General features: G+C 66.1%; 21 protein-coding genes and 1 tRNA gene. 7 read left to right on the top strand and 15 right to left on the bottom strand.

The window, feature by feature from the left end:
- Nucleotides 1-174 precede the first annotated feature (174 nt).
- The 3 genes from tssM to CFB81_RS01960 are packed head-to-tail and all read left to right on the top strand — an operon-like array spanning nt 175 to nt 6,060.
- Nucleotides 175-4,119, top strand: a complete 3,945-nt coding sequence (gene tssM / locus CFB81_RS01970) for a type VI secretion system membrane subunit TssM (RefSeq protein WP_069619462.1) — start codon at nt 175-177, stop codon at nt 4,117-4,119.
- Nucleotides 4,116-5,105, top strand: a complete 990-nt coding sequence (gene tagF, locus CFB81_RS01965) for a type VI secretion system-associated protein TagF (RefSeq protein ID WP_069619461.1) — start codon at nt 4,116-4,118, stop codon at nt 5,103-5,105. Before tssM ends, tagF begins: the two co-directional genes overlap by 4 nt.
- A 4-nt stretch (nt 5,106-5,109) precedes the next feature.
- A complete protein-coding gene (locus CFB81_RS01960) occupies nt 5,110-6,060 on the top strand; it encodes an OmpA family protein (RefSeq protein ID WP_089434467.1) in 951 nt (316 codons plus the stop codon).
- A gap of 91 nt (nt 6,061-6,151) precedes the next feature.
- On the opposite strand, the gene tssA is transcribed toward CFB81_RS01960, so the two are convergent.
- The 9 genes from tssA to CFB81_RS01915 form a co-directional block, all read right to left on the bottom strand.
- Nucleotides 6,152-7,273: a type VI secretion system protein TssA gene (tssA, locus tag CFB81_RS01955; RefSeq protein ID WP_089434466.1), complete on the bottom strand. Its 1,122-nt coding sequence runs from the start codon at nt 7,271-7,273 to the stop codon at nt 6,152-6,154.
- A gap of 39 nt (nt 7,274-7,312) precedes the next feature.
- Nucleotides 7,313-9,982, bottom strand: coding sequence for a type VI secretion system ATPase TssH (gene tssH, locus CFB81_RS01950; RefSeq protein ID WP_089434465.1), 2,670 nt, complete (start codon nt 9,980-9,982; stop codon nt 7,313-7,315).
- Nucleotides 9,983-10,021: 39 nt separating this feature from the next.
- Nucleotides 10,022-11,122, bottom strand: coding sequence for a type VI secretion system baseplate subunit TssG (tssG, locus tag CFB81_RS01945; RefSeq protein ID WP_069619458.1), 1,101 nt, complete (start codon nt 11,120-11,122; stop codon nt 10,022-10,024).
- A complete protein-coding gene (tssF, locus tag CFB81_RS01940; RefSeq protein ID WP_069619457.1) occupies nt 11,086-12,921 on the bottom strand; it encodes a type VI secretion system baseplate subunit TssF in 1,836 nt (611 codons plus the stop codon). The genes tssG and tssF overlap by 37 nt, the downstream gene beginning before the upstream one ends.
- A 76-nt stretch (nt 12,922-12,997) precedes the next feature.
- Complete coding sequence (tssE, locus tag CFB81_RS01935) at nt 12,998-13,483, bottom strand: type VI secretion system baseplate subunit TssE (protein WP_006477092.1); 486 nt, start codon at nt 13,481-13,483, stop codon at nt 12,998-13,000.
- A gap of 62 nt (nt 13,484-13,545) precedes the next feature.
- Entirely contained in the window at nt 13,546-14,049 is a 504-nt protein-coding gene (locus tag CFB81_RS01930; protein WP_006477093.1) for a type VI secretion system tube protein Hcp, read from the bottom strand.
- 70 nt (nt 14,050-14,119) lie between these two features.
- Complete coding sequence (gene tssC, locus CFB81_RS01925; RefSeq protein ID WP_006484397.1) at nt 14,120-15,610, bottom strand: type VI secretion system contractile sheath large subunit; 1,491 nt, start codon at nt 15,608-15,610, stop codon at nt 14,120-14,122.
- A 15-nt stretch (nt 15,611-15,625) separates the two neighbouring features.
- Entirely contained in the window at nt 15,626-16,141 is a 516-nt protein-coding gene (gene tssB / locus CFB81_RS01920; protein ID WP_069619456.1) for a type VI secretion system contractile sheath small subunit, read from the bottom strand.
- Between the two features lie 46 nt (nt 16,142-16,187).
- Nucleotides 16,188-16,823: a M48 family metallopeptidase gene (locus tag CFB81_RS01915; RefSeq protein WP_069619455.1), complete on the bottom strand. Its 636-nt coding sequence runs from the start codon at nt 16,821-16,823 to the stop codon at nt 16,188-16,190.
- 385 nt (nt 16,824-17,208) lie between these two features.
- Between CFB81_RS01915 and tssJ the strand changes: the two genes are divergently transcribed.
- The 3 genes from tssJ to icmH all read left to right on the top strand — a co-directional run bounded on the left by tssJ (nt 17,209) and on the right by icmH (nt 20,036).
- The gene (gene tssJ, locus CFB81_RS01910; protein WP_176730226.1) at nt 17,209-17,808 is read left to right on the top strand and encodes a type VI secretion system lipoprotein TssJ; all 600 of its coding nucleotides are present in this window, start codon (nt 17,209-17,211) and stop codon (nt 17,806-17,808) included.
- A 102-nt stretch (nt 17,809-17,910) separates the two neighbouring features.
- Nucleotides 17,911-19,257: a type VI secretion system baseplate subunit TssK gene (gene tssK / locus CFB81_RS01905; RefSeq protein ID WP_006477098.1), complete on the top strand. Its 1,347-nt coding sequence runs from the start codon at nt 17,911-17,913 to the stop codon at nt 19,255-19,257.
- A complete protein-coding gene (icmH, locus tag CFB81_RS01900) occupies nt 19,254-20,036 on the top strand; it encodes a type IVB secretion system protein IcmH/DotU (protein ID WP_050013105.1) in 783 nt (260 codons plus the stop codon). Before tssK ends, icmH begins: the two co-directional genes overlap by 4 nt.
- A 133-nt stretch (nt 20,037-20,169) precedes the next feature.
- Here the strand turns inward: icmH and CFB81_RS01895 are convergent, their stop codons facing one another.
- The 3 genes from CFB81_RS01895 to CFB81_RS01885 all read right to left on the bottom strand — a co-directional run bounded on the left by CFB81_RS01895 (nt 20,170) and on the right by CFB81_RS01885 (nt 21,538).
- On the bottom strand, nt 20,170-20,469 hold the full coding sequence (locus CFB81_RS01895) for a hypothetical protein (RefSeq protein WP_249190553.1): 300 nt from the start codon (nt 20,467-20,469) through the stop codon (nt 20,170-20,172).
- A 157-nt stretch (nt 20,470-20,626) separates the two neighbouring features.
- Nucleotides 20,627-20,944 carry a hypothetical protein gene (locus CFB81_RS01890; protein ID WP_069619453.1) on the bottom strand — a complete coding sequence of 106 codons (318 nt, stop codon included), beginning with the start codon at nt 20,942-20,944 and terminating at the stop codon, nt 20,627-20,629.
- A 105-nt stretch (nt 20,945-21,049) separates the two neighbouring features.
- Nucleotides 21,050-21,538 carry an Imm10 family immunity protein gene (locus CFB81_RS01885; protein ID WP_256975915.1) on the bottom strand — a complete coding sequence of 163 codons (489 nt, stop codon included), beginning with the start codon at nt 21,536-21,538 and terminating at the stop codon, nt 21,050-21,052.
- A gap of 125 nt (nt 21,539-21,663) precedes the next feature.
- Here CFB81_RS01885 and CFB81_RS01880 point away from each other — a divergent pair, with 125 nt between their 5' ends.
- Entirely contained in the window at nt 21,664-22,464 is an 801-nt protein-coding gene (locus tag CFB81_RS01880; RefSeq protein ID WP_069619451.1) for a transporter substrate-binding domain-containing protein, read from the top strand.
- 101 nt (nt 22,465-22,565) lie between these two features.
- On the opposite strand, the gene CFB81_RS01875 is transcribed toward CFB81_RS01880, so the two are convergent.
- The 3 genes from CFB81_RS01875 to CFB81_RS01865 all read right to left on the bottom strand — a co-directional run bounded on the left by CFB81_RS01875 (nt 22,566) and on the right by CFB81_RS01865 (nt 23,711).
- Nucleotides 22,566-22,769 carry a hypothetical protein gene (locus CFB81_RS01875; protein ID WP_089434464.1) on the bottom strand — a complete coding sequence of 68 codons (204 nt, stop codon included), beginning with the start codon at nt 22,767-22,769 and terminating at the stop codon, nt 22,566-22,568.
- Nucleotides 22,770-23,095: 326 nt separating this feature from the next.
- A tRNA-Thr gene (locus tag CFB81_RS01870) sits at nt 23,096-23,171 on the bottom strand.
- An 18-nt stretch (nt 23,172-23,189) separates the two neighbouring features.
- Nucleotides 23,190-23,711 (bottom strand): ClpXP protease specificity-enhancing factor, encoded by a 522-nt coding sequence (locus CFB81_RS01865; protein WP_069619443.1) that lies wholly within the window; start codon nt 23,709-23,711, stop codon nt 23,190-23,192.
- Nucleotides 23,712-23,755: the final 44 nt, after the last annotated feature.

Here is a 23,755-nt window from a genome sequence, read left to right as displayed (position 1 = left end):
TTTAAATCTCACAGCGTCCTTTCGTTAATGCGCGCGCCTTCTCCGATGCCGCGAGCGCATTGATGCCAGCCTCCTTCATCCCGTTTGACAGCATGGCGACACATCGCGGCGCCACCCTTGCCGCTCGGCGCGCCTGCGTCGCCTCATCGAATCGCACCGGAACCTGAACGTCCTATGCAACGCATCCTCAACGTGCTGACTCATCCGCGTACGCTCTCGATCGTCGGGATCGTCGCGCTAGCGGCCATTCTGTTCATCGTCGCCGACATGCTGCAGCTGCCGCTCCTGTGGGCGGCGATCGCATTCGCAGCGGTCCTCGCGCTGTGGCTCGTCGTCGCGCTGTGGCGCCGCTGGCGCGTGAAGCGCGCGAACCAGCAGCTCGGCCAGGTGCTGGAAGAACAGGCGGAAACCGGCAAGATCGCCGCGCCGGCCGCCGCCGCGCTCGCGCCGGACGCGAAGACGGCCGACCTCGACGTGCTGCGCACGCGCCTGTCGGACGCGGTGAAGACGATCAAGACGTCGAAGATCGGCCAGGTGTCGGGCGGCTCCGCGCTGTACGAACTGCCGTGGTACATCGTGATCGGCAACCCGGCCGCGGGCAAGAGCAGCGCCGTGCTCAATTCCGGCCTGCAATTCCCGTTCGCGGACAAGAACAGCGCCGTGATCCACGGCATCGGCGGCACGCGCAACTGCGACTGGTTCTTCACGACCGAAGGGATCCTGCTCGACACGGCCGGCCGCTATTCGGTGCACGAGGAAGACCGCAGCGAGTGGCTCGGCTTCCTCGGGCTGCTCAAGCGCTACCGTCCGAAGGCGCCGATCAACGGCATCATCGTCACGGCCAGCATCGCCGAACTCACCGGCAACCGCCCCGAATTCGCGATCAACCTCGCGAAAAACCTTCGTCAGCGCGTTCAGGAGCTGACGGAAAAGCTCGAAGTGTTCGCGCCGGTCTACGTGATGTTCACGAAGGCCGACCTGATCACCGGCTTCACCGAATTCTTCAGCAGCAGCGACAAGCACGAGTACGACCGCGTGTGGGGCGCCACCCTGCCCTACGAGCCCGACGACAAGCGCGACGTCGTCGCGCAGTTCGACACGCACTTCGAGGAACTCTACGAAGGGCTGAAGGAAATCAGCGTCGCGCAGCTGTCGCTGTCGCGCGGCAACCAGCTGTCGCCGGGCCAGCTGAGCTTCCCGCTCGAATTCTCGACGATCAAGCCGTCGCTGCGCGCGTTCCTCGCGACGCTGTTCGAGAACAACCCGTTCCAGTACAAGCCGATCTTCCGTGGCTTCTACTTCACCAGCGCGCTGCAGGAAGGCGAAACCAACAGCGCGGCCGCGCAGCGCATCGCGCACCGCTTCGGCCTCGACGGGAGCGCGCTGCCGAAACCGCACAGCGCGTTCTCGAAGAACGGCTTCTTCCTGCGCGACCTGTTCTCGAAGGTGATCTTCGCGGACCGCCAGACGGTGCGCCAGTTCGCGAGCCCGACCAAGACGCGGCTGCGCTACGCGACCTTCTTCGGCTTCGTCGCGGCGCTCGCGCTCGCGCTGGGCGGCTGGACCTGGTCGACGATCGGCAACCAGCAGCTCGTGTCGAACGTGCAGGCCGACCTCGACAACGTCACGCGCCTGCAGCAGGGCCGCAACGACCTGCAGTCGCGCCTGCAGGCGATGGACATCCTCGAGGACCGGATCGAGCAACTCGAACAGTTCCGCCGCGACAAGCCGCTGTCGGTGTCGCTCGGCCTGTACCAGGGCGACCGTCTCGAGCAGCACCTGCTGACCGAGTACTACAACGGCGTGCGCCAGATCCTGCTGGCTCCCGTGTCGCAGAACCTCGCGTCGTTCATGAAGGACGTGAACGCGCACCCCGAGCAGCTGGTGCCGATGACGCGCCCGCCGGAATCGGGCGCCGTGCAGGGCGGCACGATGCCGGTGTCGACGAATGCGGCAGGCGCTGCGCCGCAGGCCGGCGCCGTGCCGGCCGCGTCGGGCGCCGCGCCGGCCGCCGCCCCGCAGCAGCCCGCCGCGCCGCAGGGCGGCCTCTACAGCGACGCGTCGCCGACCAACGTGCAGGACGCGTACAACGCGCTGAAGACCTACCTGATGCTGTCCGACAAGCGGCACGTCGAACAGGCGCACCTGACCGACCAGCTCGCCCGCTTCTGGCGAGGCTGGCTCGAGACGAATCGGGGCAACATGCCGCGCGACGAGATGATCCGGAGCGCCGAGCGCATGATCTCGTTCTACCTGTCGCGCGTGAACGACGACGACTGGCCGATGATCGACGCGAATCTCGCGCTCGTCGACCAGACCCGCGAGAACCTGCGCCGCGTGGTACGCGGCATGCCGGCGCGCCAGCGCGTGTACGAGGAAATCAAGGCCCGCGCGTCGACCCGCTTCGCGCCGATGACCATCGCGCGCATCGTCGGCGACGGCAACCAGGGGCTCGTGGCGGGCAGCTACGCGATTCCGGGCACGTTCACGCGTGAAGCGTGGTTCGACTACGTGCAGCCGGCGATCCGCGATGCGGCGACCAAGGAACTGCAGGCGAAGGACTGGGTGCTCAACACGTCGACGCAGGACGACCTGACGCTCGAGGGCAGCCCCGAGCAGATCCAGAAGACGCTCGTCGGCATGTACAAGACCGAGTACGCGCAGCACTGGCAGAAGTTCATGCAGGGCATTGCGGTACAGGGCTTCACGAGCTTCGGCCAGGCCGTCGACGGGATGAACCGCCTGGGCGACCCGCAGGATTCGCCGATCCGCAAGATCCTCGAGACCGCGTACGACCAGACGTCGTGGGACAACCCGTCGCTCGCGAACGTGACGATCAAGAAGGCGCAGACGGGCGTCGTGAACTGGGTCAAGCAACTGTTCACGCGCTCGCAGGCCGGCCAGATGGCGGCAGCCAACATCGACATCAACGGCAATCCGGCCGAGGTGCCGATGGGGCCGATCGGCCAGGAGTTCGTCGGGCTCGCGCGGATCGTCGCGACGCATGACGGCACGTCGATGCTGAAGGGCTACATGGAGTCGCTGTCGAAGGTCCGTACCCGCTTCAACGTGATCAAGAACCAGGGCGACCCGGGGCCGGGCGCGCGCCAGCTGATGCAGCAGACGCTCGACGGCAGCGGCTCGGAACTCGCCGATTCGCTGAAGCTCGTCGACGAGCAGATGCTGACGGGCCTGACCGATTCGCAACGCAAGTCGCTGCGTCCGCTGCTGGTGCGGCCGCTGATGCAGGCGTTCGCGGTCGTGATCCAGCCGGCCAGCGCCGAAGTCAACAAGGTGTGGAACGCGCAGGTCTACCAGCCGTTCCAGAGCTCGCTCGCGACCAAGTACCCGTTCGCGGCGAACGCGAAGGTCGAGGCCGGCGCCGGCGAGATCGCGCAGGTGTTCGGTCCGGACGGCTCGATCGCGAAGTTCGTCGGCACGACGCTCGGGCCGCTCGCGGTGCGCCGCGGCGACACGCTCGCCGCCCGCACGTGGGGCGACATGGGCATCGGGCTCACGCCGGACTTCACGAACGGCTTCGCCCGCTGGGTCGCGCCGCTCGCGGGCGGCGCCGCCGGCAGCGCGGCCGCGTCGGCCGAGCCGCAGACCGTGTTCCAGATCCTGCCGCAACCGAGCACGGGCACGACGGAATACACGATCGCGATCGACGGCCAGCAGCTGCGTTACCGCAACACGCCACCGCAGTGGACCAACTTCGTGTGGCCGAACCCGCAGGGCTCGCCGGGCGCGACGCTGTCCGCGACGACCTTCGACGGCCGTACGGTGCAGCTCGTCAACGAGCCGGGCCGCTACGGTCTCGAGAAGCTGATCAACTCGGCGCAGCGCAAGCGCCGTCCGGACGGCACCTTCGACCTGACGTGGGCACAGGGCAGCGTGAACGTGTCGGTGACGATGCGCATCATCAGCACGTCGCAACCGTCGGCCGGCGGCGGCGACCAGCCGCAGCAGCAGAGCCTGCGCGGCCTGCAGCTGCCGTCGTCGGTCGCCGACGCGAGCGCGGGCGCCGCGCAGAACGCGACGCAAGCCGGCACCGGCACGCCGGGCGCCGCGCCGGCCGTCGCGGCCGCCAACGCAACGAATGCACAGAGGGCGCAATGACGCAAACCGTACAGGCGCAAATCGCCTACTTCGGCAAGATTCCGTCGCGCGGCGACTTCGTGAAGAGCGCGCACAATCCGCAGCTGCTGCAGACGCTCGATCGCTGGATCGCGCAGGCGCTCGAGCTGCTCGCGGAAGATCCGCGCTGGAAGATCGTCTACGAGGACGCGAAGCCGATGCATTTCGCGTTCCTCGGTTCGCGCAGCAAGCTCGCGATCGCGGGCCACATGGTCGCGAGCCATGACGTGTCGATGCGCCGCTTCCCGTTCCTCGGCGCCACCGCGCTGGAGGTCGACCGGCCGCTCGCGTTCCTCGCGCGCAGCCCGCTCGCGTTCGCGCGGCTGTGGTCGCGCGTCGCCGCGCAGATCCCGCCGCTGCTCGGCAAGGACGAGCCGCCCGGCGCGCTGCAGGCGCTCGGCGACACGCAGGTGCCGATCGACATCGGCGGCCCCGGCACGTCGCATGACGGCACCTTCAACGATTTCGTCGAACACCAGTCGCTGCACGGCCTGCAGGAGATGCTGCTCGAAAGCGGTCATCCGGTGCGGCTGCGCGGCGCGATGCTCGCGCTCGGCTCGCTGCTGCGGCCGGTGATGCAGAGCGGCTCGTCGCACATCGAACGCGGCCTCACGCTGCCGCTGCCGGTCGATCCGTTCTACCGCAGCCTCGTCGCCGCGTTCTGGCTCGAGCTGATCGCGCCGTTCGTCGCGCAGGCCGACTTCGAGCTCGCGATCTTCATCGGCACGATCGCCGAACGCGAACGGCTGATCATCGGCTTCAACGGCGCGTCGGCGAAGACGCTGTTGAGCGTCGTCGACCCGCAGACCTACGCCGCCCACAACATCGACATCGACGATCCCGAGTGGATCGACGCCCATGCGCAAAACGATCACCAGATCAGCAAGCTCGTCAGCTACCTCGACCAACCGCAACTCTCGCTGCGCGTCGCCATCGACGCGTTCCGCGAAGCGTTCATCGGAGGCTGACGGCATGCATCGCACGATTCAGGTCCGGCGCACGCGCTCGTCGTTCGCCGTCTCGCCCGCCCTCGCCGCGCTGTTCGCCGCCGGCCTCGTCGCGAGCGGCGCGGCGTTCGCGCAGAACACGGGCGCGACCGTCACGCCGGTCGGCAACGGTACGGTCGCGACGACCGCGCTGCCGCAGGCGAACCCGAACGCCGCCGGTGCGTCGGGCACGATGGTGCACGGCACCGCCGGCACGATCGCGCCGCCGCCCGCGAACGCAACGCCCGGCCAGGTGGTGGTCGGCGGCAAGGTGCCCGACGAGGCGACCAAGGCCGCCGTGCTGCAGAAGCTGCGCGACACCTACGGCGCGACGAACGTCGTCGACCAGATCGAGGTGGGCGACGTCGCGACGCCGCCGAACTGGAGCGCGAACGTGCAGAAGCTGCTCGGCGCGCAGCTCAAGCAGATCAGCAAGGGCCAGTTGAAGATCAACGGGACGCAGATCGAGATGAAGGGCGAGGTGCACAACGAGGCGCAGCGCCAGCAGCTCGCGAGCGACATGGCGAACACGCTGAACCCGACGTATACGATCAAGAACGGGCTGCGCGTGTCGGCGTCCGAACAGGGCGTGCTCGACCAGACGCTGGCGAACCGGACGATCGAGTTCGAGACCGGCAGCGCGACGCTGACGCCGCAGGGCAAGCTGATCCTCGACCAGATGGCGGCCGCGCTCGCGAAGATGCAGAACCGCACGGTCGACATCATCGGCCACACCGACAATTCGGGGAACCGGACGTCGAACATCGCGCTGAGCCAGGCGCGCGCGGATGCGGTGAAGGGGTATCTGATCACGAAGGGCATCCCGCCGCAGCAGATGACGACGACGGGGGTCGGGCCGGATCAGCCGATCGCGCCGAACGATACGGCAGATGGCAGGGCGAGGAATCGGCGGATCGAGTTCCGGGTGGGGCAGTAACGGGAAACCGGCCGGCCGCTCGTGCTATGGCGAAGCGGGCACGGCACGGCACACGACGGGCGGCGGCAGCAATGCGCCGCCCGTCCTGCGTTTACGCCTGCTCGTCAGGCCTCACCCCCAGCAGCTCGCGAATGTGCGACAGCGAGCCGTCGTCCTTCACGACGCTCTCGAGCCACTTGTGCAGCGGCATGTCGGCCCATTCGGCCGCCTTGTCGGCGAGATACGCGACCGGGCTGTGCGGCTCGGTCTGACGGAAATAGCGCGCCACCGCACGCAACTGGTCGACGGCCTGCGCACGGTTCTGGATGCCGGCGATCATCTGCGTCACCGGAGGACGCGAAGCGGTCTGCTGCTGCACGTGAGTCTCCTCGGTCTGGATCGGCTGGCCGAACACCGGCTCGATGCGTTCTGACTGGGCCTGCGGCGGCGCCTGCGTGTGCGGTGCGCTGCCCGTATAGCCCTGTTCGCGCGCAAAGCGCTCGGCGAGCCGGTACACGGTCTCGAACGCGTCGCGCGCCTGCCGGAAGCTCGGCGCCGAATCGCCGGCGCGCTCGACGAGCCGCTCCTCGAACGCATCGAGCGCGAATTCGAACGCCTTCAGGTTCGCCAGCAACGCCGTGTAGAACGCGATCGACGTCACGCGCCGCGACGCATCGATCTGCTCGATCGACGGCTTGCCGCGCGCGATGTCGTCCGCGTGTTCGGGATCGCGCTTGATCGACTGCGCGACGTGCTGCGCGACTTCCCAGTCGAGCGTGCTGAATGCATTCGATGCGCCGTCCGTCAGCGGCACCGCGCGCAGCAGCTCGGCCGTGCGGCCGGAGAGCCACGCGACGTTGCCGAGCCGGTGCTCGATGTCGTCGTCCTCGGGCAGCGGGTGGAAGGTGTCCCAGAAGTCGCGGCACAGGCCCTCGAGCAGCGCATAGCCTTCGGTGAGGCCCGTGATGCCGTCCTCGAGCGCGAGCGCCTCGGTCAGCCATACGGCAAGCCGCAGGTCCTTCGTGCGCGTGCGCAGCAGCTCGCCCGCATGATCGACGACGAAGCCCCAGTCGGCCTCCTTGATCTCGGTCACCCATTCGCCCTGGTCGAGCGTCGGATCGTCGTAGCGCCGCGCGTCCTGGATCGCGTCGAATTCGTTCGAAAACAGCAGGTCGTCGCCGCTGGGCGACGCGTCGCTGATCGGCGTCAGCAGCTCGGGGAGATTGATCGGCATGGTTCGGTCAGTTCATCAATGCGGGTTGCGCGGCCGCGCTCATTCGACGGTGTACGCGAATTCGCCGGCCTCGTCCGCACGCACCGCGATGCGCGCGATGGCCGCGCCGTCGGCGATCCGGCCGAGCACGTGGCCCGCGATCTCCGGCAGCAGCGTGCCGTTCAGGATGTGGTCGACGTTGCGGGCGCCCGAATCGACCTCGGTGCAACGCGCGAGCACCGCGTCGACGAGCGATTCGTCCCACTCGAACGCGGCCTTGTGGTTCGCGTCGATCCGGCGGCGGATGCGCTCGAGCTTCAGCTCGATGATCTCGGCCAGCACGTCGTCGGAAATCGGATAGTACGGCACGACCTTCATCCGGCCGAGGAACGCCGGCTTGAAGGTCTTGTACAGCTGCGGACGCAGCGTTTCGGCGAGCGCGTCCGGATCGGGCAGTTCCTCGGCCGGCTTGTTCAGGCACGCCTGCATCACCGCAGCCGAGCCGACGTTCGACGTCAGGATGATCAGCGTGTTGCGGAAGTCGATCTCGCGCCCTTCCGCATCGTCCATCGTGCCCTTGTCGAACACCTGGAAGAACATCTCGAGCACGTCCGGGTGCGCCTTCTCGACCTCGTCGAGCAGCACGACGGAATACGGGTTGCGGCGCACGGCCTCGGTCAGCACGCCGCCCTCGCCGTAACCGACGTAGCCGGGCGGCGAGCCCTTCAGGCCCGACACGCTGTGCGCTTCCTGGTACTCGCTCATGTTGATCGTGACCATCTTGCGCTCGCCGCCGTACAGGATGTCGGCCAGCGCCAGCGCCGTCTCGGTCTTGCCGACGCCCGACGGCCCGACGAACATGAACACGCCGCGCGGCTTGTTCGGATCCTCGAGGTTCGCGGTCGCGGTGCGCACGCGCTGCGCGATCGCCTCCAGCGCGTGATCCTGGCCGATCACGCGCGCGGTCAGCAGCGGCTGCAGGTTCAGCACGGTGTCGATCTCGTCCTTCACCATCCGGCCGAGCGGAATGCCCGTCCACGCGGCGACGATCTCGGCGACGACGTGGCCGTCGACCTGCAGCGGCACCATCGGCTCGCCGCCCTGCAGCGCATGCAGCGCGGCGACGCGTTCGGAGAGCTTGTCGCGCGTGGCCTGCACGTCGACCGGCTGGCCGTCTTCCGACGGGCCGCGCGCCTTGTCGAGCGCGTCGCGCAGCTCGGTGATCTCGGCGACGATCACGCGCTCGGCCTCGTAGCGTGCTTCGTCCTTCGCCAGTTGTTCGAGCGCCGTGCCGCGCGCGCCGCGCAGCTCGCCGAGCCGCTCGTCGTGCGCCGCGCCGCCCGCCGCCTCGCGCTCCAGCGACGCGATTTCCGCATCGATGCGCTCGATGCGCTTCTTCGTATCGTCGATCGCCGCCGGCGTCGCGCTGTGCGCGAGCGCGACCTTCGCGCACGCAGTGTCGAGCACGCTGATCGCCTTGTCCGGCAGCTGGCGGCCGCTGATGTAGCGGTGCGACAGGCGCACGGCCTCGGTGATCGCATCGTCGAGAATCCGCACGTTGAAGTGCTTCTCCATCAGGCCCGACATCCCGCGCAGCATCGCGGCGGCCAGCGGCTCGCTCGGCTCCTCGACCTTCACGACCTGGAAGCGCCGCGCGAGCGCCGCATCCTTCTCGAAGTACTTCTTGTATTCGCTCCACGTCGTCGCGGCGATCGTGCGCAGCTCGCCGCGCGCGAGCGCCGGCTTCAACAGGTTGGCCGCGTCGTTCTGGCCGGCCTGGCCGCCCGCGCCGATGATCGTGTGCGCCTCGTCGATGAACAGGATGATCGGGTGCGCACTCTTCTTCACCTCGTCGATCACGCTCTTCAGCCGGTTCTCGAACTCGCCCTTCACGCTCGCGCCGGCCTGCAGCAGCCCCATGTCGAGCACGTGCAACGCCACGCCGCGCAACGGCGGCGGCACGTCGTCGGCCGCGATCCGCAGCGCGAGCCCTTCGACGACCGCCGTTTTGCCGACGCCGGCCTCCCCGGTCATGATCGGGTTGTTCTGGCGGCGGCGCATCAGGATGTCGATCGCCTGGCGGATCTCGGCTTCGCGGCCGATCACCGGATCGATCTTGCCGTCGCGCGCGCGCTGCGTGAGGTTGGTCGTGTACGTGTCGAGCGCGGGCGTCTTCGACGGACCGGCCGCGGGTGCAAGGCCATCGGCGGCCGGCGCGGCGTCGCTGCCCTCGTCGTCAGCCTGGCGCGGCTCGGCTTCGCTCGAGCCGGCCATGATTTCGTCGAACTTGTGCTTCAGGTCCGTCACGTTCATTTCCGCGAACCGCGACGACATCCGTTGCGCGAACTGCGCGAGATCCGGCGCGGTCAGCAGTGCGAGCAGCAGATGCCCCGACCGGATGCGCCCGAGCTGCGAATCGAGCGACGCGATCAGCCACGCCTGCTCGAACAGCGCGATCAGGTGCACGGAGAACACCGGCGTGCGCGTGTTGCCCGTCTTCAGGCGCGTGAGCTCGCGTTCGAGATCGGCATGCAGCGCATGCGGATCGACGCGGCTCGCGCGCAATGCGAGCGGCAGGTCGCCCGTTGCTTCGTCGAGCAACGCGAGGAACAGGTGCTCCAGATCGACCTCGTAATGGCCGCGCGCCAGGCACGCGCTCGCCGCCCGCTCGGTCGCGTGGCGGCACAGCGGGTTCAGTTTCGTGATCAGGGTCTTCAGAGGCGTGCTCATGGCGTCGATCTCAGGTTCGATTGCGTGTTGTTGTTAGGGTCAGTGAATCACGTGCAGTTCGTAGCGGGCGTCCGAGCGGTCCTCGAGCGCGTCGCGCGTGCACAGGAACGCGTCCCAGCCGAGCCGCGAACCCGCGCCGAGCACGCTCGCGCCGACTTCCGTGCGCTTGAGCACGAGCTTCACCTCGTACTCCAGCGTGACGCCGGCGAGCAGCGTCAGCATCCGCTCGAGCGCGACGGCGTGCGCGCCGCCGGGCAGGAACGCCTCGTAATCGCGCTTGGACAGCGGGCCGACGACGATCCGCGCGCGCATGTCGCGCTGCCACACGCGCTCGCCGACGAGCGCCGTCGCACCGAGCACCGCATTGACTTCGCCGAGCACGCTCAGCTGGTCGGGCGGCACGTCGTACCACTTGCCGACGAACTGGTCGATCTTCACCGGCACGCGGAAGTAATCGGACAGCGTGCGCTGCAGGTAGGCGGCCGACATCGGCCGGTGCCGCGCCGCGAGCGCGTAGCCGGCCACGGCTTCGTCCAGCACGCCGCCCGGCCCGGCCGCGAGACTGTCGCGCACCTCGTCGCTCGGCACGCCCGCGATCGCGAGCAACAGCGGCAGGTAGCGCTCGTCGCGATCGAGTTCGTAATGGAACGGCAGCCGGTATTTCTTCCACGCCGCATAGAACAGCGCGGTCGCGCGGTTCGAAAACACGTCGAAGAACGCGCGCGCCGCGTGGTCGCGCCTCAGGTGCTCGCGCGCGACGATCTGTTCGGTGTAGTGCAGCGGCAGCGCGCCCTGCCCGCCCAGCAGCCCGAAGAACGCGGGCGTCAGCTCGACGCGGCCGAGCTCGCCGGCGGCCAGCGCGGCGCCGCGCTGCTCGTCCGAGTTCAGCGGCGCGCCGTCGCCGTCGAACGAGCGCGCGCCTTCGATCTCGCTCGGCGGGAAGCCGAGCGACAGCGTGTTGCGGAATGCGATGCGCTGCGCGACGACGTCGCCCTGCCGCCACGCGCCGGGCGCATCCGACGCCTGCCGCGCGAACAGCCCTTCAAGCACGCGCACCGCCTGGAAGAACTCGAAGCGATGCGGCTCGTCGAGCAGCGCGTCGACTACGCCAGGATCGATTCGCCGGTTCGGGGCTTGCATCGGATGATCTCCTCGCCGGTGCGCTTCGACACGACGACCAATTGAACGAAACTGTTGAGGTGGACGTACAGCCCGAAGAAGCTGTCGAGCACGCGCACGAACGATGCGAGGCTCGCGCCGACGAAGTGTTCCTCGTCGATCGTCAGCCGGATCTCGATGCCGCGCACGAAGGTCGCGAACGGCTTGCCGGGCAGCCACTGCACGGCGCCGCGCTGCTCGACGCCGGCCAGGCCGTCGATCTGGCGCATCGACACGGCCGTGCGTCGCAGGTCGTACAGCGTCAGCATTTCCTTCAGCGGCGCGAGGCCGTGCGCGACGAGCGACACGTGGTTGAGCGCGAGGTGCGACACGAGCCGCCAGTGCGCGGCGCGGCCGCGCTCGAAGCGCACGCTCTGCGTCGGGCGGCGCAGCATCGAGATGCCGCTCGTCTGCGCGCCGCCTTCCTGGAACAGGTCGCCGCCCTCGAGGCCGAACGCCAGCATCGCCGGCAGGTCGCGGTTCGTGCAGGTGAGGTCGAGGCTCAGCGTGTCGGTTTGCGGCGACGTCGGCTCGAAGTCGATGTCGACGATCGAGATCTCGGTTTCGTAGCCGGGGCTCTTCTGCGCGACCCAGTCGTTGCGGCGCGCGAACCAGTAATGGCCGATCCGCGCCGATTCGCCGTGATGCAGCGAATAGAACGGGCGGAACTCGATCACCGATTCCTCGTGCGCCTGCTGCCGGACGAGCTTCACCGAGTCGATCGAGTACACCTCGTACGCGAACGCGCGCCGCGCCTCGGCGATCACCGGATACGACACCGCGCGGTGCGTGATGCGGATCGGCTCGCCGTGCTGGCGGAACAGGTTGACGATCGGCGTGCAGAACAGCCGGAAATGGCTCGCCGTCAGCAGCTCCAGCAGGCGCGCGACATGCGAATCGCTGCGCACGTCCTGCAGCACGAGATGCAGCGTCGCGCGCTGGCAGCGGCCCGATGCGCGTGCGATCGCCGCGAGGTCGAAGTCGACGAAATCGAATTTGTCGGGAAACGCGAAGTATTCGGTGAGCAGCCGGTACGCGGGATGCGATTTCGCCGGGTAGTCGATCAGCGCGTCGTCCTCGGCGAAGCCGGCCTGCGCGATCGGCAGCTTGCGCAGCGCGGTCCAGCGGCCGTTGCGTTCGGGCTCGACATACGCGCCGAGCACGTTGACGAACAGGCAGTCGGTCAGCGCGGCGACGAACGACTGCTCGCCGTGCAGATGCGCGCGCAGCGTCGACAGCTTCAGCGCGCCGAGATCGAGCTGCGCGGCGAGCGATTCGAACGTGATCGAGATCACGCCCGTCGCATTCGACGGCAGCACCGTCGCGCTCGGCGCAAGCGCGACCGGCGTATAGCGCGCCTCCGAGATGCGGATCGGCGCGAGCGTCACGTCGTAGGCGGTGCGGAACCGGCATTGCACGCCGCGGATCGGGCGGCTCTTCAGCTCGGTGCCGCGATCGATCACGACCGGCTCGGTCTGCTGGCCGGGCGAAGCCGGCGTGAACTGCGCGATCGAGCACGACGGGAACGGCCGCAGGTAGTGCGGATACAGCACTTCCAGCAGCGCTTCGGTGAATTCCGGGTAGTCGTCGTCGAGCTTCTTGTTGATGCGTGCGCCGAGCAGCGCGAACGACTCGATCATCCGTTCGACGTGCGGATCCTCGCAGTGCTCGCCCGACACCGCGAGACGCGCGGCGATCTTCGGATAGCGTTCGGCGAAATCTCGCGAATAGCGCCGCAAAAACGATAATTCGCGTTCGTAATACGGCAGCAATTCTTCCATCGACGACCCCGAACCTCAATATTTCCTGCCGGACCTGATTGACCACCGGGCGGTCCGGCCCGCTCGGCGACTTGATTTACTGCATTCGTGCGGCGCGTGCGCGCGTGACCGAGTATTGCAGCGTCGACGGTTGCAGCATCGCGTCGAAACTCACCGGCTCCTCGGCCGGGTGTACGACGAGCAGTGCCTGGATCGCGAAATAGAGCGCGTTGGTGGCCTGCTCGTTCAGCTCGAACGTCACCTGCACCTGCTGCAGGCGCGGCTCATGGCGCGCGATCGCCTGCTGGATCGACTTGCAGATGAATGCGCGATCGTAGTGGCTCGCGAGGCTCAGCCCCGCGAAATCGTTCAGCCCGTAGGTCAGCACCGATTTCTGGCACTCCGGCAGCGCGGCCAGCTCGTTCTCGGTATGGGCGATACGGGTGTTGAGGATCGCCTCGACGTCGCGGGCGACCGTGTTCTTGAGCTCGTCCAGCGACAATTGCCGCATCGCTGCCGAGGCCGGCAGGTGCGGTTCGTCATCGAACAGCTTGTCGAGAAAACTGGGTTCGAATCGTTTCATCGGCCGGTGTGGACAGCGAAAACGGCAACGGGACGCGAAGCGCCCCGTTGCCGCAACCGACCTTAGACCGCGTAGGTCTTGTCGTTCTTCGTCAGGCTCCAGGCGCCTTGCGTGTTACCGCCCTGGTTGCCGCCGATCTTCTGCTGGGTTTGCTTCCACTGCACGGCTGCGTACTTCAACGAGAACGTCTCGAGGGGCAGACCTTCCTCGCGAACGCTCGGGGCGATGCTCGAGATGATCACGTACTTGAGCTTGACTTCCAGATACTGCACGCGCTTGCCTTCACCGTCCGCGCGCGAGAAATGGACCGTCACTTCGTCGAACGTGGTACCGCCCGAAGCGTGCTGGTACAGCAGCGGGCTCGACGAATCGATTTCCTTCGTGAAGATCATGTCGCCGTGCTCGCAACGCGTCATCGTGTGACCGCCAGCGGTCGATGCGGTTGCCGAACGCGGCTGAACGATCGAGTGATCCCACGATTTCAGTTCGATCCAGCCCTGGTGGTCCTTGTCCGCGGATTCGCCCTTCACCGCGGGACTACCAAACTGCAAGTGCATATGTAACATGGCCCTTCGACTCCCCAAAGAGGTGGTTTTAACGTCCTACCCAGGCGGCCCGCCCGGGCGATTTACTCGCTTATGAATTTGCCGGTTTGGGCAGATCAGCGACAAGTCGCAGAGAAATCGAGAGTTCGTCGAGCTGAAAGTGCGGGCGCAGGAACGCGACCGAACGATACGAGCCCGGCTTGCCCGGAATCTCCGACACTTGTATGGATGCCTCGCGCAGCGGAAATTGCGCTTTCTGTTCCTGCGAGGCGTTGTCGTCGAGCAGGACGTATTGCGAAATCCACCGGTTGAGGAAAGTCTCCACGTTCTGCGCCGATGCGAAGCTGCCGATCTTGTCCCGCATCATCGCCTTCAGGTAGTGCGCGACGCGCGATACCGAGAAGATGTACTGAAGCTGGGCGGACAGGACGGCGTTCGCATTCGCGCTGTCGGTACTGTATTTTTTGGGCTTCTGCACCGACTGCGCGGCGAAGAACGCGGCGTAATCTGAGTTCTTGCAATGGACGAGCGGGATGAAGCCGAGGTCGCTCAGCTCCTTCTCGCGGCGATCGGTGATCGCGATTTCGGTCGGGCACTTCAGCGCGACTTCACCGTCGTCGGTCTTGAACGTGTGGGTCGGCAGGTCCTCGACGAGGCCGCCGCCTTCGACGCCGCGGATCGCCGCGCACCAGCCGAAGTCGTCGAACGCGGCCGTCAGGCGGGCCGCGAAGGCCCATGCCGCGTTGCACCACAGGTACTTGTCGTGATCGGTGCCGTCGACGTCCTCGACGAAGTTGAAGTTCTCCGCAGTCTGGCCGTCCTTCGGATTGAACGGCAGGCGGCCGAGGAAGCGCGGCAGCGTCAGGCCGACGTAGCGCGAATCCTCGGCGTCGCGGAACGACTTCCACTTCGCGTATTCGACGGTGTCGAACACCTTGCCGAGGTCACGCGGCTTGCCGAGGTCGGAGAACGACTCGAGGCCGAGCAGTTCCGGCGACGCCGACGCGATGAACGGCGCATGCGCGGCTGCGGCGACGTGCGACATCTGCTCGATGAAGTACATGTCTTCCGGCTGGCGCGAGATCTCGTAATCGCCGATCAGCGCCCCGAACGGCGAGCCGCCGAACGTGCCGAACTCCTCTTCGTAGACCTTCTTGAACAGCGCGCTCTGGTCGAACTCGCTCGCACCCTTGAAGTCGCGCACGAGGTCGCGCTTGGGCGCGTGCAGCGCCTTGATCTTGATCGTCTGGCCCGTGTTGCTTTCCTTGACCAGATAATCCAGCCCGCGCCACGTGCTTTCGAGGCGCTGGAATTCCGGCGCATGCATCACGGCGGAAAGCTGCGTGGAAATCAGGCGGTCGAGTTCCGCGACGCGCGCGTCGATCGTGGCCGACAGGTTGTCCGACACGATCACCGTGCCGTCGAGCACCTGGTGCACGAGTTCGCCGATCAGGTCCTTCGCACGCGCATGCTCGGAATCGGATTTCGCGACCTTGCTCTTCTCGACGATGTCGTCGAGCAGCGAAGTCCCGGCGGCGTATTCCGCGCCGCTCGCTTGGGCCGCAGCCGTTTGCTGGTTCATCTCAACACTCCGTCGTCATTCGCCGTCTTTGTCGCCGCCGGTGCCCTTCGCGAGCTCCTGCAGCTGCTGCGTGTTCTTCAGCACCTCGGACAGCAGATCCTCGAGCTTGTCGTTGCCGGCGAGCTTGTTGCGCAGGTCGGCGAGCTTCGAACGCGCCTCGAGCAGGCGGCGCAGCGGCTCGACCTGTTCGACGACGTCGTCCGGGCTGAAATCCGACAGCGAGCGGAACTTCAGGTCGACCGCGAACTTGCCGCCTTCCGGGCTCAGGCGGTTTTCCACCTGGAACGCGGCACGCGGCTCGATCGCCTTCATCACGTCGTCGAAATTGTCGCGGTCGATATTGACGAACTTGCGGTCGCGCAGCTTCGGCTGCTCGATTTCGGACTGGCCCGCCAGATCGCCGACGACCCCGACGACGAACGGCAGTTCCTTCACCTCGATCGCATCGCCCTTCTCGACCTCGTAGGTCAGCTGGACGCGCGGCGGCCGTATTTTCTGCAAGCTTTTCTGAATGCTTTCTTTCTTGGCCATCTCGACGGCTCCCAGGTTAGTTGTGGTTATCGCGTCAGTTGCGGGTTCAGTTGCGCAGTGCGCCGAACGGATCCGCGCTGCCCTTTTGCGCGGCGGGCGGCGTCGGGGTCGGCGCGGCGCTCGCCGCCGTGTCCGCGGCCGGCGCGGCCCCCGCCTTCGGACGATGAACCGGACGGCGGCCGGTGTACTTCTTCGACTGCGCCCGCTGCTCCGGCGGGAACAGCGCCGACTCGCCGAGCGTGTCGCGCAGCTGCTTCGCGAGCGCCTGCGCGTCGGACTTCGCGTCGCCCGCGAGCGATGCATCCTGGCGCAGCTCGCCGAGCGACTGCGTTGCGATCCGCAGGCCGGCGACGGCCAGCACGCTCTTCGCCTGACGATCGGTCGCGTCGCGCTGCAGCGCTTCCTGGGCGGCGACGATCGCCTGCCCGTAATGGTTTTGTGCGAACTGGATTTGCGCGATGCGCGACCACGGCTCCTCGCGCGTCGGATCCGACTTCGCGAGCTGCTGGTACAGGCCCAGCGCCTTGTCCTGATCCCCCGCCTTCGCGACGGCGTCTGCATCGGCCAGCGACTTGTTGAACACTTCCGCAGTCGGCGGCGCGGAAGGCTGGCTCGCACAGCCGGCGATCACGCCGCAAGCCACCACCACCCCAGACAGTTTTGCGAACAGACGGTCTTTCATCGTTATATCCACCGGCGCGTGAGTTTTAAATCGTTGAGAATCTGGTTCTTTTGCTTTGCAAGAAGCGCGCGGGTATAGTACCGATCAATTTTTCATAATTCAATCGTCGTGTGAAGAGTAATTCCTTTTAAAACCGGGCGCTACCCCCTCGAATGGCTTCTCGTTGCGGGCTCGCAGCGGTTTTCCGTCGGGCTGGAAAGTGCAAGTTTTACTGATCGCGCGACGCGCCGCCGGGGCGGCGGAAAAAATTTCCGAGCGCTTGCCACGACGCAGGCGTGCCTAATAGTTGAGCGATGCAACGTCGGGGATACGCAGCGAACGCGGCAATGCCCGGCAGTTTTGACAGGGATAAAGGCGGCACGCCGGAAAAACGATGAGATCGTCCATGATTCGCTACGCGCTGCCGCTGCTTGCGTGCACCCTTCTGGCCGGATGCGCGGCCGCCCCGCTGCTCGGCTCGGCCGCGAGCGCCGTGATGTCCGCGGCCGGCATCGGCAAGCCCGAGGTGCCCGACGCGCAGAAGCCGCCGCGCAACATCGGGCTCACGCTGGCCGCCGCGCAGAACCTGAATGCCGCGACCGACCACAAGCCGCTCGCGCTCGTCGTCCGGCTCTATGCGCTGAAGGACCCGACTTCGTTCCAGCAGGCGCCGTTCGACGCCTTTACCGATCCGACCAAGGAAAAAGCCGCACTCGGCGCCGATCTGCTGAACGTGCGCGAAATCACGCTGATTCCGGGCCAGCGCTATACGGCAACCGAGAAGGTGTCGCGCGAGGCGCAGGCATTCGGTATTGTCGCGCTGTTCCGCGATCCCGCACTGCAACGATGGAAACTGACGTTCGATCCGGCGAAGTCGGAGAAATCCGGCATAATCATCGGCCTGCATAACTGCGCGATGACGGTCACCGACGGGACGGTCATCGCACCGCAACAGGGTGCGCCTTCGCAACCGCTGAATATGCTGTCTTCGGTGTCCTGCGGTTAAACATGACGCACGAATGTCAATTAACAAGAGTTAACAATTGGCGATTTAATTCGGGCACGAACAAATCGATTACGTCGCAACGCCACATTAACCGGATTTGACATGAGTTATTCGGCCAAGGTGCTGTGGGGGGAAGGACTGTTCCTTCGGCCTCAACACTTTCAACGACAGGACGCGTACCACGAGGCGCGCCTGTTCGAGTCCATCCAGGCAATCCAGCCGTACAACTGGGGCGTGCGCTCGGTGCGCATCGATCGCGACGCGCTCGGCAGCAACGTGCTGCGCGTGGCCGAGCTCGCGCTCGTGTTCCCGGACGGCGCGCTGTATGCCGCGCCGCAGGCCGACGATCTGCCGCCGCCCATCGCGCTGGATACGTTGCCCGACGGCATCAACGAATTCGTGTTCTATCTCGCGCTGCATCCGCTGCGCGAGAACGGCACCAACTACAGCGACGATCCGGCCGCCGGCTTCATGACGCGATTCGTCAGCGAGCAGACGAGCGTCGCCGACAACTTCACCGACGCCGCCGAAGCCGACATCACGTTCCTGAAGACGCAGGTCAAGCTGATCGCGCACAGCGAGCCGCGCGACCAGTTGCTGTCGGTGCCGCTCGTGCGCGTGCGCCGCACCGCGACGTCCGGCTTCGAGATCGACGACAGCTTCGTGCCGCCGTGCCTCGCGATCGAAGCGTCGCCGATCCTGCACCAGCGGCTGCGCCAGCTGGTCGACGCGCTGCAGGCGAAGGTGAACGCGCTGTACGGCTTCCACCGCGAGCCGTCGAAGAACATCATCGAATTCCGCTCGGGCGACATCGCGTCGTTCTGGCTGCTGCACACGGCGAACGCCGCATTCGCGACGCTCGCGCACCTGCACCAGCACGCGGCGCTGCATCCTGAACGGCTGTTCCAGGAACTGCTGCGCCTCGCGGGCCAGCTGATGACGTTCTCGAAGGGCTATACGCTCGCCGACCTGCCCGTGTACCGCCACGACGATCCGGGCCCCAGCTTCGCGCGTCTCGACCTGATGCTGCGCGAACTGCTCGACACGGTGATCTCGACGCGCTATTTCGCGATCACGCTCGACGAGGTGCGCCCGTCGTTCCACCTCGGCCGCCTCGATTCCGGCAAGATCGACGACAAGACCGAGTTCTACCTCGCGGTGTCCGCGGACATGCCGAGCGTCGAGCTCGTCGATGCGGTGCCGGCCCGCTTCAAGGTCGGCGCGCCCGACGACGTCGACAAACTCGTGCTGTCGGCGATGCCCGGCGTGCGGCTGTCGTACACGCCGCAGGTGCCGCCCGCGATTCCGGTGCGCCCCGGCGCGTGCTACTTCGCGCTCGATTCGCGCAGCCCGCTGTACGAGCGCATGCTGCAGGCCCAGTCCGCGATGATCTATGCGCCGACTGGCATCAATGACCTGAAATTCGAACTGATCGCGGTCACATCATGAGCTACGCGCCTTCCCTGTTCGGCGACAACGTGCCGCCGCCCCTGCATAGCCCGGCGTCGACGGACTCCGCGTTCCAGGCCCGTTCGCTGCTCGATCTGCTGTACGACGGGTTCTTCATGCTGTTCCTGCTCAAGAACAAGCGGGAGCCGGACAGCGCCAGCGAGTTCAGCACGCGAATCCAGGAATTCCTGTCGGATTTCGAGCGCGGCGCGAAGAAGCTGAATATCGCCGCCGAAGACGTGTACGGCGCGAAGTTCGCGTTCTGCGCGGCGATCGACGAGATGGTGCTGTCGTCGCAGTTCAAGATCCGCGCGGATTGGGAACGCCGGCCGCTGCAGCTCGTGCTGTTCGGCGAGCAGCTCGCGGGCGAGAAGTTCTTCCAGTATCTCGAGGAATGTCGCGCGCAGGGTGCGGCGCGGTTGCAGTCGCTCGAGGTGTTTCATATGTGCCTGCTGCTCGGGTTCCAGGGCAAGTATCTGCTCGAGGGGCCGGAGAAGCTCGCTTATCTCACCGCGCGGCTCGGCGACGAGATCGCGCACATGAAGGGCAAGCGCGCTGCGTTTGCTCCGCATTGGCCGCTGCCGGATCAGATCGCGCATCGGTTGAAGCGGGAGGTGCCGGTTTGGGCGATCGGGGCGGTGTTTGCGCTCGTTGCGCTGCTCGGGTATCTCGGGCTCAATACTTATCTCAAGGACAAGACGCTGCAGGCGTTGGCGCCTTATTCGCAGGTGATCAAGGTGGGCCCGGAGTCGGCGAATTTGACGATTTCGTTGCCGTAAGAGGCGCGCGTTTTTTCGAATGCCGCTTCATGGAAAAGGACCGCGTGGCGGTCCTTTTTCGTTTCCGCCCCGCTTCCTCTGGATCGCTGCAAAGATCGATCGCGTACCGATACGTCACGCCGTCCAGACATCTTCATAACCGGCATCGTCGATGATGAAAGCGCGCGCCGGCCGGCAACCGCAGATAGGGCAGAACCGAGGGCAGGTAGGTCGACAGGTGCGTGGCGTGCAGCGGCTGATAGAAATCGGCGGCGTCCGGGTATTCGCCGCAATGAAAGAACCAGCCGACGTTGTCGCCTTCGGACAGCGCGATGCGCGTGCCGTAGACAGGCATGCGCCCGAGCGTCGACATCGCGACGGCAACCATGTCTTCGGGTTCGACGGCATGCAGCCCGTAACGCATGACCGCACACCCGTGTGTCGATACCTGCATTCGGCTCCGCCATGTCGCGAATCGCGACGATGAACGACTTCAGATCCCGGTCGCGCATCGTGCCTCCGTCGACATCACGCGTGGTCCATTCGTTCGAAACCGATGCCAATTTCGCACCGTCCATACTAAAACATGCCACCGTGCCTTCGGCTCGGTTTCAGAACAGGATAAACGCGTCGTTCTCGACGTAGAAGACGAACGCGTCGAGCAATTGTGCGACGCTCGGCTCGTCGATCTGGTCGTGTGCGTCGATCACGATGTCCTCGATCGTCGCGCTGTCGAGCGTGACTTTCCAGCCGGACTGCACCGCAACGACAGGTGCGGCGTCTGCTTCCGCGTCATCGGCATCTTCGAAAAACGCCCCTTCGGTATCGAGCGTCCACGGCATCGGCGGCAGGTAAAGCCGCCCGGAGAAATCGCCGGGACGTTCGAGAATATGGTGCAGCGACACTGCGGTCGTGGAATCGAGCGACATGGGTATTGCGGTGGTATCCGGATTGATTGCGTTGCATCGGCCGCGAGCAACCCGCGGCAGGCCGTGATTATGCCAATTCCGCGCACGCCCGCCGCCGAACGCCCGTCAGTCGATGCGTGGCATGACCGAAGTCCCCGCAAAAACCGCCGCCAACCCCTGCTTCACGTGCTCGAGCCCGTCCGTCGCGCGCAACGCGATCGTGACAAGGCCGAGCCCTTGCGCCCATCGCGCATCCGGCGCCAGTTCGATATTCAGCATTTCTCCGCGCAGCGAGACGGATTCGACACCGCCATAACCGGCCACGCCGCGCTCGCCCACTTCCACATAGTACGTGTCGAGGCCGAGCGCCTCGTCCTGTTCGTCGTCCTCAGTTCCACGCTGCAGGATCACGTAGTTCGTCGGCGGGTCGCGATCCGCGAAGCCGACGACGTGAATGCCGTCCTCGAACCTGTCAGTCGCGATGTCGGCGAAAAATCCGGAATCCATGTCCATCTGCTCCTGGCCCGATGATGTCGGCGTCCTCCGGCGGACGGTTTTCGTCGGATTATTCGCATGCGCGAACGCGTCACCGGTTTTCGGTGAAATCGATTGCAATCAGGGCCAATTCGACTTCCGGCGCGGCGCGGTTGCGAGTAGTGTCTACGTGCCCGCATTCCGGCCGCCCCGGGTCGACCGATACCCGGCGCTCACACCACGACACTGAACCCTGGAGATCTGCGATGAAACGTTCGAAGTTCCTGCTGTCGGGCCTGCTGCTCGCGTCGGCCCTCGGCTTCACGGCCGTCGCCGCGCACGCGGACGACCTGCTCGATTCCGTGAAGAAAGCCGGCGTGCTGCGCGTCGGCCTCGAAGGCACGTATCCGCCGTTCAACTCGCGCGGCACGTCGGGCCAGCTCGAGGGCTTCGACGTCGACGTCGCGAACGCGGTCGCCGGCAAGCTCGGCGTGAAGACGCAGTTCGTCCCGACCGAATGGAGCGGCATCATCGCGGGGCTGCAGGCCGGCAAGTTCGACGTGATCGTCAACCAGGTCACGATCACGCCGCAGCGCAAGGAGGCGCTCGACTTCAGCGAACCGTACACGTACTCGGCCGCGCAACTGATCCAGCGCAAGGACGACACGCGCAACTTCAAGTCGCTCGAGGACTTCAAGGGCAAGAAGCTCGGCGTGACGCTCGGCACCAACTACGACCAGATGGCGCGCAGCGTGCCGGGCATCGAGGTGCAGACGTATCCGGGCGCGCCGGAGAAGCTGCGCGACCTCGCCGCGGGCCGGATCGAAGCGACGCTCGACGACCGCCTGATGCTGCCGTACATGATCAAGACGTCGAACCTGCCGCTGCGCTCGGGGGCGGTGCTGAACGGCGGCAAGCAGGAGATGGCGATCCCGTTCCGCAAGGGCAACCCGAAGTTCGAGAAGGCGATCAACGACGCGCTCGATTCGCTGCGCAAGGACGGCACGCTGAAGAAGATCTCGACGCACTGGTTCGGCAGCGACGTGACGGTGCCGGTCGCTCAGTAAGCGGTTCGCCGCGCGTTCAATGCGTCACGCTTTTCGCGGCGGCGAAGGCGTGACGCGCGGTTGCAGCCGTCTCCCTTCCTTCTTCCCCTTTTCCTTTTCCGTCAGGCCGCCTCGTCGAAGCGGGCAAGCAGCATCTGGCCGATCGGCGTCAGCACGGGGCGCGCCGCTATCTCGTTCACGCGTACCTGCGTGTCGTCGATCAGCCGCTTTTCGACGAGCACGGCGAAGGCCGCGTGCGCGAGGTCGACACTGTCGGGCGCGCGCGCAATGCGCAGCAGCATAGAGAATTCATGCGGACTCAACATGGTCCTTGTCTCCTGATCGTCCGCGATGCAGTTCGATCGGCGTCGATCGCGTTTTCGAATGGAATGGATGGGAGGCAGAAGCCGATGCGTTAGCGGGAGCGAGATCCCGGGTGATCCTGCGCGACGCGGGCACGGCGTCGGATGCGATCACGCACACACCCCGATCGCGAAAATGCTACCGCGGCGGGAGCGTGCAACATTAGAGATGCGGCGTGACGCGGGCGTGACAAGGAAAAGGGAAGAACGACGGCGCTCGCGACATCGCGGCGCGCAACTCCATGAACGAAAAAGGGGTTACGGAAAACTCCGTAACCCCTTTTCGGATTTGGTGCCGGCTGCAGGACTCGAACCCGCCACCTGATGATTACAAATCAACTGCTCTACCAGATGAGCTAAGCCGGCGTAGCGCGAGATTCTACCTCATTTCACGATCTTGAGGCGAGGTCTGCTGCCGCCTTTCGAGCCGTCGCCGTCGGTTTTCGGCGGTTCGTCGGCGCCTTCGGAAGGCTCCTCGTTCGCGCCGCTGCCGACGACCGGCGCCAACGGCGATACGGACTCGTCACGCTGCGCGTCATCGGCTTGCACGACATCATCGTCGAACGCGCCCGAATCCTCGCCTTCGCCCGCGACCGCATCGACCTGGAACGCCATACCCTGCCCGTTCTCGCGCGCGTAGATCGCGAGAACGTTCGCCACCGGAATCTCGATCTTGTGCGCCTTCCCGGAGAACCGGGCCGTGAACTCGATCCACTCGTTGCCCATCTGCAGCTGGCTCGTCGCCTCGAAGCTGATGTTGAGCACGATCTCGCCGTCACGCACGAACTGACGCGGCACGCGCGTCGAGTTGTCGACCCTCACCGCGATATGCGGCGTGTAACCGTTATCGGTGCACCACTCGTACAACGCGCGCAGCAGATAAGGCTTCGTTGAAATCTCTTGCATCACAATCCTCGAACCCGGAGCGGGCGCGCGGCACGCCGCCACCC

Source organism: Burkholderia sp. AU28863, from assembly GCF_002223195.1.
Classification (GTDB): Bacteria; Pseudomonadota; Gammaproteobacteria; order Burkholderiales; family Burkholderiaceae; genus Burkholderia; species Burkholderia sola.
The sequence above is the reverse complement of the archived record's forward strand: the minus strand, read 5'-3'. Positions and strand labels throughout refer to the sequence as shown.